Source organism: Sutcliffiella halmapala (assembly GCF_050107295.1).
In the GTDB taxonomy this organism is placed as follows: Bacteria; Bacillota; Bacilli; order Bacillales; family Bacillaceae_I; genus Sutcliffiella_A; species Sutcliffiella_A halmapala_A.
Map to the genome: position 1 here is coordinate 71,519 of NZ_JBNIKR010000002.1, position 13,359 is coordinate 84,877.

Consider the following 13,359-nt stretch of genomic DNA (forward strand, 5'->3'; position numbering starts at 1 on the left):
GTATGTACTTAATAGGAGGTAGCAGCATGGATATTAGGAAGCTTAATAGATCAGATGCAGAGAGTTATTTTGCTTTAAGACTGGAAGCCCTGCAGCAGAATCCTGAAGCTTTTTCTTCAAGCTATGAGGAAGAAAGCGTCAGAAGCCCTGAAGTATATGGAAACAGACTGGAGGGGGAATCCTCCTTTACATATGGAGCATTTGATGAAGGAAAACTTATTGGTGTTGCCAGTCTCGTATTGGAAGAAAAATTAAAAATGAAGCATAGAGCCAATATTTATGCTGTCTATGTCACGGGAGAAAAGCGTGGAGCAGGGGTAGCAAGGAAATTGATGAAAGTAGCCCTTGAACAGGCAAAAAGTTTAGAGGATATCCAACAGGTGTATCTGACAGTCTCTTCGGAGAATGAACCAGCTAAAAGGTTGTATCAATCACTCGGTTTTGAGGCTTATGGCAAGGACAAAAGAGCGATGATCGTGAATGGAAGTTACCTTGATGAGGATTTGATGGTGTTGTTTTTCTAAAAATGAAAGCAGAGCGCGTAATTTTTGTATATACAATGTTGCAACGGTGCAAAACCAAGCTGGAAATGGGTCATTAATAGCCCGGTAAGCCGCTTTCGATGAAAAAATGGGATTTGCGGTGATAAAAAGTGGTTTTATGATGAAAAATTTTGATTTGCGGTGAAAAACTCTGTGTTTGCGATGAAAAATTCAAATATATGTACAAACCGCAAGATGAGACAAAATCCGACACCTAACGCAACCCAGTGCAACCCAACACACCCCACGGCTCCCAGCTATCAAAACATCTAAAAAAGCAGGACGGAAAAAATCCGTCCTGCTTTCAGTATAAGCCCACTGTTATAAATGCTTGTTCAGTATCTCGATATGCTTTTTATGCTCCGCCAATATCGACTGCACAATGCTCCGGCTTTCCTGGTCCAGATCACCTTTCACAAATTCGGCCATCATATCGGAACCGAATTCCTCGCCTTTGATGGCGCCTTTGATGATTGCTTCCTTGTCCTTAGGATATCCTTTAACCTGCGCAACGCGCTCCTGGAATGCCCCGACCAATCCAACATCATCGACTGCAGTCCCACCAAGATTCTGGATGCGCTCTGCCACAAAGATGGCGTGCATTTTGTGGTTCTGCTGAATCGTTTGGAGGTCCTTTTTCACAGCATCATCCTGTGTGTTCTGGATATAATGTTCGTAGGCATGGATGCCCATGAATTCGCCTTCTAAGAATGCGTTTAATTCCTTGATCTGTTCGTCCATTAAAATCTCTCCTTAAAAGTCATCGCTACTTATAGCGTTCTTTTATAAGAGGGAAATTATTCTTCAGGTTGAAAGTTCTGTTGATTTCCGTAGCCGATCTCTTCCAAAAACTCATCAATCGCCTTTTCGTACTCTTCGCGGTTTTCGGAATAACTCATCGCATGGCTGCCATTTTTAGCTACATACAGCTTCTTTTTGTCCTTCTTTTTTTCGAAAAGCTGCTGCGTCATCATGATCGGAATGAAATCATCGGGCTCGCTATGAATGAACAATACCGGATTGTCGATATTTTCAATGACATTTATTGGAGAAACATCCTTGATGGAATACTTATCCCTTAACCGCAAGAACGTATTGGCAATTGGCATGACAAGCTGCTTTGGTATCCGGAAATCAGCCTTCAAACGGTAGGTAAGCTGTTCCTCAAGATCGGAAAAAGGACAATCGGCGATATAGAAATCAGCACCGTCCTCCAAGCCTCCTGCATACATCAGCAATGTCGCAGCACCCATCGATTCACCGTGGACACCTATTACAGCGTCGTCAGTTGCCTGTTCCCTTACCCAGTCCACCACCGCTTTTAAATCATGCTTTTCATAAAATCCAAAGCTGGTCGTCTTACCACCGGATTTACCGTGACGCCGATGATCATACAGGACAACATTCCAGCCTCTTTCCAAGAAGATATTCATGTATTTGATGGAATTAAGGGTATTCTGTGTCACCCCATGGCTGAAGATCATAAACCTGTTGGAATGTGGTACATCGTATAATTCCCCATAAATGTTATAGCCGAGAGGGGAAGGGATGGTGAGTTCTTTTTTTGGGAGTGTGGAGAGGACCTCTTCCTTATAATGCCCAAGCCTCATTTCGCGCTCGAGGATTTCTTCATTTGTCTTTTTGCGTATATACATTACTTTGTTTGTAAAATAGATCCCGACAAAAAGCACATAGGAAAGAATGATGCCTAGGACGATAAGCAACCGTTTAAGTTGATTCACTGAGCAAACCTCCAAAATGGATATATATACCTTAGTTTACCATTTGGAAGAGCAGGGAGGGAAATAGGAAGGATTGAAATTTTTTAGAGTTGAAAGTATTATTTTCTCCGAGTGCCAGCTAGTTTTTATGTATAATGTAATTATTGGAAAATAAGGGAGATCCCCCTCGGTTTTACAATGTGTTTCCAATTTCGTGGGAGTTCATGGCTTTCAAGGTGTTCATAATTTAATAGTTTTGCACCTGAGCGATCAATTTGAAAAACCATGCGATCCTTTCCCACAGATAGATGAGGGCCCACGACAGGAGTGGCTTCGAGCGTAACGGAAAATCCGAAAGAGCGGTATCCTCCAACACGTTCTGCACGTGTTACATCAATCATATACCCGTATACCATCGGGGAGATGGTCAGATAATCCGCATAATAATCACTTACAGCAGAGTCAATATCTTTAGATAATAGTGTCAAATACATATCATGATAAAGCTCTTCACGGGACTGTTCAGGAGGCGGAGGCATGGTTGGCATGGCGCTTACGGAAGCAGTATGAAAGATGATGTGTGCTGCAAATATCAAGATGAAAAGATGATGTTTCATATACTCACTCCTTTGCCATTGTTAGGAGTAAGTTAACCAATATCAAATTTTTCATGTACATACAAAAAGCATCTTGTGGGATTTCCCCAAAATGAAAGGGATGGGAATGATGGAAATCTATTTGGAAATGTTGGAAGCGAAACATTTTCAAGCACTATTGCAATTTGAAAAAGAAAACAGGGACTATTTCGAAAAAAGCGTACCGGGAAGAGGAGAATCCTACTACTATTTTGAAACTTTTACCAAAATACAACGTACATTAATTGAAGAGCAAATTGTTGGAACATCTTATTTTTACCTTGTGAAAAATTTTGACGGCGTAATTATTGCCCGCGTCAATGCAGTTGATATTGATAACGAAGAAAAAAGTGCCCACGTCGGTTATCGAGTGGGAGAGGCTGCTAGTGGCAAAGGTGTGGCAAAAAATGCGGTCCAGCTTTTGATGTCTGAACTTCGTGAAAAGGGGATTACAAGGCTTTATGCAAAGACGACCCCTTCAAATATTGGGTCGCAGCGGGTGCTTGAGAACAATGGGTTTGTAAGGGTTGAATCAAGCGAGAAAATAGAGACACTGGAGTTTGTCCATTACGAATGGATAGCGGATTAATTCTAGTGTGAGAGAGTACAGTGGCAAAAAGGGGGAATATCGAATGGAACAGTTGTTGGGCTGGTTTGTGTATTATTCAGATTACTTTGTTTTGGCTATCCTTTTAGGTGGTGCCTTGTATTGGCTGTCGTTCCGCAAAAAGGTAGTGGTCGGAATCGCGTTGATCGCAGTGGCACTAGGTGTGGGGTATCTTCAGAACGAAATGAAGTATACAAACTTCCATGAAATGACTTCTGGGACAATAAAGGATGACTCTGAAATAAGAAGCATTACAATAAAGGTGAAGGATATAGAGGGTGGCTCTGAACAGGATTACTGGAAAACCATAGGACAACTGACAATCGAGGATGAAGAGCTGGTTGACAAATTGCTCAACGATTTGAATGGGATGGAATTGAAGGAGACGAACTACTCGACATTTGAGCTGAACAGCAAATATATAGTCGAAATGCTTGTTGTGAATGAAAAAAACAATCTTTGGGTAACAGATAAGCTGATGTATTCTATAGATAAAACCCACTTTAGTGGATATGAAATTGTAAACGATACAGACCATCTGAAAACGATAGAGGAATTGGTAGAGAGTGACAGGATGGAATGGTATGAGGGAGTGGAAGGATAAAGATCAGAAGCACTGGCTTCTGATCTTTATCTGTTAAACAGCAGCAATGATTTCGACCCTGTTCCCGAATGGATCTCTGAATTCAAAGCGGTCGTAATATGGAATGGCGACAGATTCCAGTATTTTGATGCCATTCTCCGTAAGCTTTGATCTCCATGGAGACACGTCCTCTACTAGATAGGCGATATGGCACTTTGTCGTGAGACGATCAAAGCCATCTTCCGTTCCTACATGGACCTCCCGATCTCCCACTTGCAGCCAAAAACCGCCCCGACCTTTTAATGGATCTGGTTTTTCAATTTCTTTTAATCCCAATACCTTGCAGTAAAAATTCTTGCCTTCTTCTTCCGCACCCTGTGGTATGGTGATTTGCGCGTGATGGATACCGATAATCATAAACATCCCCCTGAGATTTACTAGATCACCAATATTTTAGCATAAATATCCATTACCGGGTATTACTTGGAGCATAGGGACCCGTCACTATGCTCCAAGTTTGATTGTTACGGTGGTGCCTTTACCGACTGTGCTGTTGAAGGATAGGGTTCCGCCCATTTCCTGGATGAGGTGAAAAGTGACCATCAGGCCGCGGCCTACGCCTGTGTTGTCGGTGGAGGCGCCAAAGTCGATAAGATTGGACAGTTGGGTTTTAGACATGCCTATACCTGTATCGGAGATAATGACATATATTTGACCTGCGCGTTTGACTGCCTCTATTTTGATGGTGCCGTTTTTTGTTGTAGCATCTGCTGCATTTTTCAAAAGATTCAGTAGCAGTTGTTTCATGCGAATGGCATCCACTTCGATGTGGAAGGATTTAGGGATCAACTGCTCGATGGTAATTTTCTTCTGATTGGAATATGGGGTCAATAGATCTTTGATTTCCTGTGCCAATTGATAAAGCGGCGCCTTTGGATTGATGTCTGAAAACTGGCCGGAATAATTCACATAGCCAGTAATCGCTTTTTTTGCTTTCTTTATTTCTTTAAGTGCCTTTGGAATGCTTGCCCTTCTATGATAGTCACTGCCATTTTGGGCATTCTCCAACAGTTCACTTGTGGTGTCAAGTGACCGTTTCAATTCTAATGAAAGCAGTTCAGAAAGCTCGGTTATCAGATTAAGCTTTTCTGCTTGAAAGCTATTCTCTTTCATCCTCGTATAGTTTTTGATTTCTTCAGAAAAATAGATATAAATAAAGCTGGAAGTCATATGGCACGTACCCATAACAAGGAAGATGGGTAGGCTCTTTTGGATAATGTAATCAATATTGCCGGAAATCATAAAATGAGCGGTAATGGCTGATATAGCAATCATCCATGTGAATAAGGCAAGCATTACTCCAAAAAGTAGCTTGGACCTATGAGACCTCTGCATATATTTTGTTCTTAGCAGGATAAAAATCACAAACAACACAACTGCTACAAGCAATACATTCACTGAGCCGAGCAGGCCACCAAGACTGAACCGATAGACTACAATCAGAGTGGCAGTAATACCCCCTGCAAGAGAACCTCCATATAGGACTGCTATCATCAGTGCGATCCACCTTAGGTCCCAAAGGAATCCATCTCCTGATAGGATGGGGTAGTGCATGCAAAGAACAGCGGCAACCCCACAGATTACTCCTAGGAATAATCTGCTTTTTGTGGCAGTGTAATTGGTGACAATGTACTGATAAAAAAATATAGGAGTAAAAATCAGAAAAAAATTGAGAAGTACATCCCTTATATTCATATTTAATTCCATCATGCTTTTATCTCCCTGTTTTCCACTTTTAAAAGGATTAATGTTTGGTCATCCTGGATGGGGTACGGCTGTCTTTCATTAATAAGGTCAAATAGCTCCTGTGTTAGTTCTTGTGCGCTCTTTGATAAATTCAATTCCAGGAGACTTTCTTTTATTATTTTGTTGTTATCGTCAAGGTTTTCTTTTCTTTCAATCATCCCATCTGTATAAAAAATGATGAAATCCCCCGGTTCAAGTAGCGTGCTTTTAGTCTGGTACTCCATTTCCGGCATAATTCCCAATATAGGACCTGTTGTAGAAAGATCGCTGAATCGACTCTCACTATGGTGATAATGAAGAGCGGGTTCATGGCCGGCAGAGGAATACTGAAACAGGCCAGTCTTGATATCATAAGTACCGGCAAGCATGGTTATGAATGACGTGTCATCCATATATTGATTGGAAAACCTGTTTATTTCCGTCAGGGCATGGTCTGGAGGGTTTCCTTGCTCCATGGCATATTTCATCATAGTCATCTGAATGGCTGCAGGAATACCTTTTCCACAAACATCCGCAATGGCGATGGAGACCTCGTTTTCCTTGGGATAAAGCGTATAAAAGTCACCATTCAGCTCTTTAAACGGAATACTGAGATAGCCAATATCTACACCTTCCGGGCATTCCAGTCCTGCCGATAAAAGGGATTGCTGGACTGAGGCAGCAAGTGCCACTTCGTGCTTCATATGTTGATGCTGAACTTCGAGAGTCTCCAACTTTTTTTTATCGGTCAAATCAAGAAACGTCACGATGGTTCCTTTAGCTTCGCCATTTTCATAGATCGGTCTAGTAAAATATTCAACTGGGAAACTCTCGCCTCTTTTGTCCCAAAAAAGTTCATTTGGTACATATGTATGCTCTTCACTTTTTGCTGCATGACAGATCGGGCATTCCTCCATAGGGTAGTCGGATCCATCAGCCTTCGTATGATGGATAATGGGATGGCCTACACGTCCTAACAATTCATCCTCCCGATACCCGAGCATCCTGGAAGCCGGTTCGTTGATGAAGGTCACTTTCCCTTCTTCATCAATCCCGTAAATTCCTTCCACTACGCTGTTCAGGAGACGCTTATAGGTAGCAGACATATCCTCAAGCTCCTTGAACGGCCTTTCTCCGTATCGAATGAAAACCAGTCTGAATAAATAGATGTAGCCGACCACTTTGAAAATATGGGACACAAAGTTACTCCAGTCCGTTATGACAAACTGGCTTAACGAAGTCAAGGTTGAGAAAATCAGCAGCATGGAAGCTGGTGCTATATATTCCGTGTCATGATGAAGACCTCTTCTTGTGCGAAAAATAGCTTGTATGAAAATGGCAATGTGAACAAATGTGATGATGGAAATTATTGCATTGCTCCATAATGTGAGCTCCCTATTTTGGGATAAGGGAGGCAGAATTGGAGACAGGGTGAAAATGATGATGGAGACTCCGGCTGTGAAAAGAATGGTAAGTGTGATGAGAATTTGCCTGAAGTCAGGGGTGTTAGATTGCTTGTCCATTTTAGAGACAAGAACAACGAATAGTACCGTTTCAGTGAGCCTCGCTGATAGCCAGAACCAAGAGCTTATAATAGGAAATTCCATTTGGTGTCCAGGCATATCCCTGAAAGACAAAATATGTATGAAGTCAAAAATACCAACCGCGAGGAATGCACTTGAAAAGATGAATATCCTTGCAGAAGAGGGACCCTTGAAAAAGAGCCATCCCTGTAGCGCAATACATATAGCGATAAAAATAGCGGAAAACTCTAAAATTGTATGGAAGATAAGATAGCTGCCTTCACTAAAATCTGAAAATCCGAATCTATTATCAAAAAAAATGGACAAATAAAGAGGAAAGCCAAATAAGGCAGCCAGTACTGTAGTGACATATTTCCGATTAATGGCTATGACCTCCCTTACTGCAAATTATTTCTAATATATTATACACTAAACCCTTAAATAGAAAATGCAGAAAGCATGACAGGTGCCCTTATACACGCCAAAAGCACAAAAACCCGCAACAAAAGACGTTGCGGGCTCTTTTCAGACCTTCAGTGTGGTCCATGGGGACAGTTCCATTGTCCCAGAAGAATTATTGTTCCGAGTTCTGACGCTTAGTAGGATGAGTGGCACGCTCCACTTCTTCTGCAGATACAACTTGCTTAGCGCTCTCTGCGTTTGGCTGACCTTTCTGACTAGGACCTTGTTTGTTGTGCTTGGACATTAGAACAATCTCCCTTCCTTGATATCACTTGTTAATGTGGATAGGGAAGGGGGTTTTTATGCATATGAAGTGGGACGAGGGACCTGTTCCCAAAAGTACTTAAACCTGAGTCAACGGTCCTGTACCCTGCAGCTTAAAATACTGGCTCTCATACTGCTTATCCAAGTGGGGTAGCAGGTTTTCCAATGCTTTTACAATGTGCTTAAGGTTGATTCCGGTTTGAATTCCCATCTGCTCAAGCATGTACACGACATCCTCTGTTGCAACGTTACCAGATGCTCCTGGTGCGAATGGACAGCCTCCAAGACCTCCTGCTGATGTGTCAAAGCGGTCAACACCGGCTTGCAGTGCAGCGAAGACGTTCGCAAGCGCCATTCCTCTTGTGTTGTGGAAATGCGCAGAGAGCATCATGCCTGGCAGCGCTTTCTTTAATACTGAAAATAATTCGTAGGATTCCATAGGATTGGCCATCCCAATGGTATCTGCCACACTGAGTTCATCGACCCCGAAGCTTTCAAACCTTTTACATAATGCCACAACATCCTTCACTTCCACTTTTCCTTCATACGGGCAATAGAAGGAGGTGGAGATGCAGGCGCGTACAAAGAAACCCTTTTCCTTCAGGTCACGGATGATCGGTTCCAGCTCCAAGAGGCTTTCCTCAGTCGTTTTATTAATATTCTTCTTATTGAAAGAGTCGCTCACTCCAACAAATACAGCCGCGTTTTTGCATGATGTGCCGAGCAGGCGGTCAATTCCTTTCTGATTTGGTACCAGTACAAAGTTTCGTGTCTCTTCGTCCAGGCACTCCTCGATGACGGAGGGGGCGTCTGACATTTGCGGGACCCATTTCGGCGAAACGAAAGAAGTGAGCTCCATTTCCTTGATGCCGGCCTTTTTAAGATGCTTGATAAATTCGATTTTAGCGTCGGTTGGAACAAAGGTCTTCAAATTCTGCAGACCATCGCGAGGTCCTACTTCGATGATGGTTGCCTTGATCGGTAAATTCATTTGGAGTTCCCCCTGATTAATGGAATTTCGTTACTTCAATTTTAGTTAGAAGAGGACCATAAAAGCAAGAATAATAGAAATTTTTTAAAAAAAGCAGGAATTTCGACAGGAATCAAGAATTATTCTTAGCGAGAGGAGATGGAATCATGTCAAATAAAGAAGTAGTCATTGTAAGCGCTGTCAGAACAGCGATTGGAAGTTTTGGTGGTGCATTGAAGGATGTTTCCGCTCCACAGTTGGGAGCAGTAGTAATCAAAGAGGCGCTCGCAAAAGCCGGGCTTGCACCAGATAGTGTGGATGAAGTAATCATGGGGAATGTGCTGCAGGCGGGACTCGGGCAAAATCCGGCACGACAGGCAGCTATCGGGGCAGGACTTCCGAATGAAGTTTCTTCTATGACAATCAATAAAGTATGCGGATCAGGTTTGAAGGCAGTACATCTGGCTGCACAAGCGATCATCGCAGGAGATGCCGATATTGTTGTAGCAGGCGGGATGGAAAATATGTCACAGGCTCCATATCTTCTGCAAGGAGCACGGGACGGATACCGGATGGGCGACCAAAAGGTGACAGACAGCATGGTTCATGACGGGCTGTGGTGCTCATTCAATGATTATCATATGGGTGTTACCGCGGAAAACCTCTGCACGAAATATGATCTGACAAGAGAAGAGCAGGACCAATTTGCGGCAAACAGCCAACAGAAAGCGGTCCAGGCAATCGAGGACGGGAAATTCAAGGACGAGATCGTTCCTGTAGAAGTAAAAAAGAAAAAAGAAATTCTGACGGTAGATACGGACGAATATCCTAGAAAGGGAACAACTGCCGAAAAGCTCGGCGGATTGCGTCCCGCTTTCAAAAAGGACGGATCAGTGACTGCAGGCAACGCTTCCGGAATCAATGACGGTGCGGCAGCAGTGGTGGTCATGAGCAAGGAAAAGGCTGATGAACTAGGCATCAAGCCTTTGGTGAAAATCGTTGCCAATGCAAGCAGTGGTGTGGACCCGAGCATCATGGGAATCGGACCAGTAACTGCAGTGAAGAAGGCCTTGGAAAAAGGCGGTCAGACACTTGAAGAGATGGACCTAGTGGAAGCAAATGAAGCATTCGCAGCACAAGCACTCGCAGTCGGAAAAGAGCTTCAATTCGACTCCGAAAAGCTGAATGTCAATGGTGGTGCGATTGCCCTCGGTCATCCGATTGGGGCAAGTGGAACCCGTATCCTTGTTACACTCATCCACGAAATGAAGCGCCGTAACGCGAAAAAAGGACTTGCTACCCTTTGTATCGGCGGCGGCCAGGGCGTAGCAACTATTATAGAAAACATCTAATTCAATGGAGAGAGGTGCAACAACGATGAAACCAATTTACACATCATTTACGGAAGCGGTAAAAGATATCCATGATGGTGCTACAATCATGGTCGGAGGATTTGGCCTTTGCGGTATCCCGGAAAACCTGATCCTTGCGTTAGTTGAAACAGGTGTGAAAGACCTTACTGTCATCTCTAATAACTGTGGAGTGGACGACTGGGGACTGGGTCTTTTACTGAAAAACAAGCAAATCAAGAAAATGATCGGTTCCTACGTTGGGGAAAACAAGGAATTCGAACGTCAGGTATTATCCGGTGAACTTGAAGTCGAACTGACGCCACAAGGAACGCTTGCCGAAAAAATCCGTGCAGGCGGAGCTGGAATCCCGGCATTCTACACGCCAGCGGGAGTTGGAACGCCTATCGCAGAAGGCAAGGAAGTGCGCGAATTCAATGGAAAAGAATATTTGTTGGAGGAAGCCTTCACTGCTGATTTCAGTTTGGTAAGAGCGGATAAAGCCGATAAAATGGGGAATCTCATCTACAACAAAACTGCCCGTAACTTCAACCCGATGATTGCGGCAGCTGGTAAAGTAACGATCGCAGAAGTGGAAGAGCTTGTAGAAATCGGGGAGCTGGATCCAAACCATATCCAGACACCAAGCATCTACGTCCAACGTCTGATCGTCGGCCAGCAGGAAAAGAAAATCGAACGCGTTACTACTAGAGACTAGCGGGGAGGGGAACCTATCATGGCAAAAGAGACAGTGAACACACGTGAGAAAATCGCAAAACGTGCAGAAAAAGAAATCGAGAGCGGCTACTACGTAAACCTCGGAATCGGAATGCCCACCCTTGTGGCGAACTACATATCCGAAAACAAGCAGGTAGTATTGCAATCTGAAAACGGCCTCCTTGGCATCGGACCTTATCCAACAAAGGATAACGTTGACGCGGACCTCATCAACGCTGGAAAAGAAACCGTTACAGCCATTCCGGGTGCGTCCTACTTTGACAGTGCCGAATCCTTTGCAATGATCCGCGGAGGTCACGTCAATATCGCGATCCTTGGCGGCATGGAAGTAAGCGAAAACGGTGACCTTGCCAACTGGATGATTCCAGGAAAGATGATTAAAGGCATGGGCGGTGCGATGGACCTCGTTCATGGTGCAGAGCGAATTATCGTTATTATGGATCATGTGAATAAAGCTGGAGAAGCGAAGATCTTGAAAGCATGCACCCTGCCTTTGACAGGTAAAGGTGTGGTGGACCGGATCATTACGGACCGTGCTGTTTTAGATGTGACAGATCAAGGATTGAAGCTTGTAGAGGTTGCAGAGGGATATACTGTGGAGGACATTCAGAATAGTACGGAACCGACTTTGATAGTTGATGAACATGTTAGATTGAATGCATTTTAATCTTTAATAGAAGAAGCGAATAACTTAACTGTTGTTCGCTTTTTTTGAATGGAACTTTAGTGGAAGTAAAGGGGAGTGAGATGGTGAAAAGAGAACATAAACAGCCCAATATTATTTTCATCATGAGTGATGATCATGCAGCACATGCCATGAGCTGCTATGGAAGCAGAATCAATGAAACTCCCAACTTGGATAGAATTGCAAAAGAGGGGATGCGACTGGACAATTGCTTTTGTACCAATTCCATCTGTGCTCCGAGCCGTGCCAGCATCCTAACCGGATTGTATAATCATGAAAATGGAGTGAAAACCCTAGGGGACAAATTCGATAGCCGTCAGCCGACTGTTCAAAGAATCTTAAGGGAGAATGGCTATCAGACTGCCCTTTTTGGGAAATGGCATCTTGGACATGGCGGGCATCACGATCCTGCTGATTTTGATCAATGGACGATTTTCCGCAGTCAAGGTCTTTATCATGATCCGGTTATGTATGATATGGGAGAGGAGATTACCGTTCCGGGCTATGCAACCGATATTGTAACAGACCTATCGATTGATTGGATGAAAACGAGAGCTAAAGACAAGCCGTTTATGCTTATGTGTCACCATAAAGCGCCGCACCGTCCTTGGGATCCGGATGAAAAGTACGCTCACATGTATGAGGATGTGGATATTCCGGAGCCGGAGTCTTTCCATGACGATTACGAGGGGAAGGCCGATGTGGTGAAGGAAGCTAAGATGAGGATTGATCGAGATCTGGTGTATCGGGATGTGAAGGCAGACCCACCTGAAGGTCTATCGCCACGTGAATTGAAAAGCTGGTATTATCAGCGCTACATCAAAGATTATCTCAGATGTGTCGCATCTATAGATGATAATGTAGGGAGGCTGCTGGATTATTTGGATGAAGAGGGAATTGCCGAAGATACGATCATCGTGTACACATCTGATCAAGGCTTCTTCCTGGGGGACCATGGCTGGTATGACAAACGTTTCATGTATGAGGAATCCCTTAGAATGCCTTTTGTAATCCGCTATCCAAAGGGCATTAAGGCAAGATCGGTAACGAAGGATTTTGCCTTGAATGTTGATTTTGCCGAAACCTTTCTGGATTACGCAGGCATAGAAATTCCTGACTTTATGCAAGGGAGAAGCTTAAAGCCGATTCTTGAGGGTAATACTCCGGAAGACTGGCAGACTTCCATGTACTACCGCTATTGGGAGCATCTAAGTCTGGAACATCGAGTTGGTGCACATTATGGTATAAGGAGGCATGATTATAAACTTATCCATTATTATGGGGAAGCATTGGGTTCCTCCTCTGCAGAAGATGAGCCTAGAACCCCTGAGTGGGAACTGTACGATCTAAATAACGATCCATATGAAATGAACAATGTATATCATGAGTCGAAATATGCAGAGACGGTTAGTAAGTTAAAAGAAGAGCTGAGATTCCTTAAAGATTCTGTCCGTGATTATGAATAGTCTATTCTCCTCTAAAGGTTTTTAGAGAG

15 protein-coding genes are annotated in these 13,359 nt (G+C 43.6%); 7 read left to right on the forward strand and 8 right to left on the reverse strand.

Features of this window, described 5'->3' with window-relative positions; translation table 11 throughout:
- Positions 1-26 precede the first annotated feature (26 nt).
- Positions 27-524, forward strand: coding sequence for a GNAT family N-acetyltransferase (locus tag ACQCT5_RS04015; RefSeq protein ID WP_499639259.1), 498 nt, complete (start codon positions 27-29; stop codon positions 522-524).
- A gap of 339 nt (positions 525-863) precedes the next feature.
- On the opposite strand, the gene ACQCT5_RS04020 is transcribed toward ACQCT5_RS04015, so the two are convergent.
- From ACQCT5_RS04020 to ACQCT5_RS04030, 3 genes are all read right to left on the reverse strand, one after another.
- Positions 864-1,283: a ferritin-like domain-containing protein gene (locus ACQCT5_RS04020; RefSeq protein ID WP_499639260.1), complete on the reverse strand. Its 420-nt coding sequence runs from the start codon at positions 1,281-1,283 to the stop codon at positions 864-866.
- A gap of 56 nt (positions 1,284-1,339) precedes the next feature.
- Positions 1,340-2,284 carry an alpha/beta hydrolase gene (locus ACQCT5_RS04025; RefSeq protein WP_499639261.1) on the reverse strand — a complete coding sequence of 315 codons (945 nt, stop codon included), beginning with the start codon at positions 2,282-2,284 and terminating at the stop codon, positions 1,340-1,342.
- 140 nt (positions 2,285-2,424) lie between these two features.
- Complete coding sequence (locus ACQCT5_RS04030) at positions 2,425-2,880, reverse strand: DUF3888 domain-containing protein (RefSeq protein WP_499639263.1); 456 nt, start codon at positions 2,878-2,880, stop codon at positions 2,425-2,427.
- Between the two features lie 106 nt (positions 2,881-2,986).
- On the opposite strand from ACQCT5_RS04030, the gene ACQCT5_RS04035 reads away from it, so the two are divergent.
- Entirely contained in the window at positions 2,987-3,487 is a 501-nt protein-coding gene (locus ACQCT5_RS04035) for a GNAT family N-acetyltransferase (RefSeq protein WP_499639265.1), read from the forward strand.
- Between the two features lie 43 nt (positions 3,488-3,530).
- Positions 3,531-4,109, forward strand: coding sequence for a hypothetical protein (locus tag ACQCT5_RS04040; RefSeq protein ID WP_499639267.1), 579 nt, complete (start codon positions 3,531-3,533; stop codon positions 4,107-4,109).
- Positions 4,110-4,142: 33 nt separating this feature from the next.
- Here the strand turns inward: ACQCT5_RS04040 and ACQCT5_RS04045 are convergent, their stop codons facing one another.
- The 5 genes from ACQCT5_RS04045 to ACQCT5_RS04065 form a co-directional block, all read right to left on the reverse strand.
- On the reverse strand, positions 4,143-4,505 hold the full coding sequence (locus ACQCT5_RS04045) for a VOC family protein (protein WP_499639269.1): 363 nt from the start codon (positions 4,503-4,505) through the stop codon (positions 4,143-4,145).
- Positions 4,506-4,592: 87 nt separating this feature from the next.
- A complete protein-coding gene (locus ACQCT5_RS04050; protein WP_499639271.1) occupies positions 4,593-5,858 on the reverse strand; it encodes an ATP-binding protein in 1,266 nt (421 codons plus the stop codon).
- Complete coding sequence (locus ACQCT5_RS04055) at positions 5,855-7,723, reverse strand: SpoIIE family protein phosphatase (RefSeq protein ID WP_499639273.1); 1,869 nt, start codon at positions 7,721-7,723, stop codon at positions 5,855-5,857. The genes ACQCT5_RS04050 and ACQCT5_RS04055 overlap by 4 nt, the downstream gene beginning before the upstream one ends.
- A gap of 247 nt (positions 7,724-7,970) precedes the next feature.
- Positions 7,971-8,102, reverse strand: a complete 132-nt coding sequence (locus ACQCT5_RS04060; RefSeq protein WP_263629668.1) for a hypothetical protein — start codon at positions 8,100-8,102, stop codon at positions 7,971-7,973.
- A 99-nt stretch (positions 8,103-8,201) separates the two neighbouring features.
- Complete coding sequence (locus ACQCT5_RS04065; protein ID WP_499639276.1) at positions 8,202-9,113, reverse strand: hydroxymethylglutaryl-CoA lyase; 912 nt, start codon at positions 9,111-9,113, stop codon at positions 8,202-8,204.
- Positions 9,114-9,259: 146 nt separating this feature from the next.
- On the opposite strand from ACQCT5_RS04065, the gene ACQCT5_RS04070 reads away from it, so the two are divergent.
- The 4 genes from ACQCT5_RS04070 (at position 9,260) to ACQCT5_RS04085 (ending at position 13,330) form a co-directional block, all read left to right on the forward strand.
- Positions 9,260-10,444: an acetyl-CoA C-acetyltransferase gene (locus ACQCT5_RS04070; RefSeq protein WP_499639278.1), complete on the forward strand. Its 1,185-nt coding sequence runs from the start codon at positions 9,260-9,262 to the stop codon at positions 10,442-10,444.
- Positions 10,445-10,469: 25 nt separating this feature from the next.
- Positions 10,470-11,159 (forward strand): CoA transferase subunit A, encoded by a 690-nt coding sequence (locus tag ACQCT5_RS04075; protein ID WP_499639280.1) that lies wholly within the window; start codon positions 10,470-10,472, stop codon positions 11,157-11,159.
- An 18-nt stretch (positions 11,160-11,177) separates the two neighbouring features.
- Positions 11,178-11,846 carry a CoA transferase subunit B gene (locus ACQCT5_RS04080; protein ID WP_499639282.1) on the forward strand — a complete coding sequence of 223 codons (669 nt, stop codon included), beginning with the start codon at positions 11,178-11,180 and terminating at the stop codon, positions 11,844-11,846.
- An 80-nt stretch (positions 11,847-11,926) separates the two neighbouring features.
- Positions 11,927-13,330: a sulfatase family protein gene (locus tag ACQCT5_RS04085; RefSeq protein ID WP_499639284.1), complete on the forward strand. Its 1,404-nt coding sequence runs from the start codon at positions 11,927-11,929 to the stop codon at positions 13,328-13,330.
- The last annotated feature ends 29 nt before the right edge of the window (positions 13,331-13,359 follow it).

Bases quoted from the DNA above. Each gene is read 5' to 3' on its own strand.
- ACQCT5_RS04015 (WP_499639259.1), top strand. From the start codon at position 27: ATGGATATTAGGAAGCTTAATAGATCAGATGCAGAGAGTTATTTTGCT.
- ACQCT5_RS04020 (WP_499639260.1), bottom strand. From the start codon at position 1,283: ATGGACGAACAGATCAAGGAATTAAACGCATTCTTAGAAGGCGAATTC.
- ACQCT5_RS04030 (WP_499639263.1), bottom strand. From the start codon at position 2,880: ATGAAACATCATCTTTTCATCTTGATATTTGCAGCACACATCATCTTT.
- ACQCT5_RS04035 (WP_499639265.1), top strand. From the start codon at position 2,987: ATGATGGAAATCTATTTGGAAATGTTGGAAGCGAAACATTTTCAAGCA.
- ACQCT5_RS04040 (WP_499639267.1), top strand. From the start codon at position 3,531: ATGGAACAGTTGTTGGGCTGGTTTGTGTATTATTCAGATTACTTTGTT.
- ACQCT5_RS04045 (WP_499639269.1), bottom strand. From the start codon at position 4,505: ATGATTATCGGTATCCATCACGCGCAAATCACCATACCACAGGGTGCG.
- ACQCT5_RS04050 (WP_499639271.1), bottom strand. From the start codon at position 5,858: ATGATGGAATTAAATATGAATATAAGGGATGTACTTCTCAATTTTTTT.
- ACQCT5_RS04060 (WP_263629668.1), bottom strand. From the start codon at position 8,102: ATGTCCAAGCACAACAAACAAGGTCCTAGTCAGAAAGGTCAGCCAAAC.
- ACQCT5_RS04065 (WP_499639276.1), bottom strand. From the start codon at position 9,113: ATGAATTTACCGATCAAGGCAACCATCATCGAAGTAGGACCTCGCGAT.
- ACQCT5_RS04070 (WP_499639278.1), top strand. From the start codon at position 9,260: ATGTCAAATAAAGAAGTAGTCATTGTAAGCGCTGTCAGAACAGCGATT.
- ACQCT5_RS04075 (WP_499639280.1), top strand. From the start codon at position 10,470: ATGAAACCAATTTACACATCATTTACGGAAGCGGTAAAAGATATCCAT.
- ACQCT5_RS04080 (WP_499639282.1), top strand. From the start codon at position 11,178: ATGGCAAAAGAGACAGTGAACACACGTGAGAAAATCGCAAAACGTGCA.
- ACQCT5_RS04085 (WP_499639284.1), top strand. From the start codon at position 11,927: ATGGTGAAAAGAGAACATAAACAGCCCAATATTATTTTCATCATGAGT.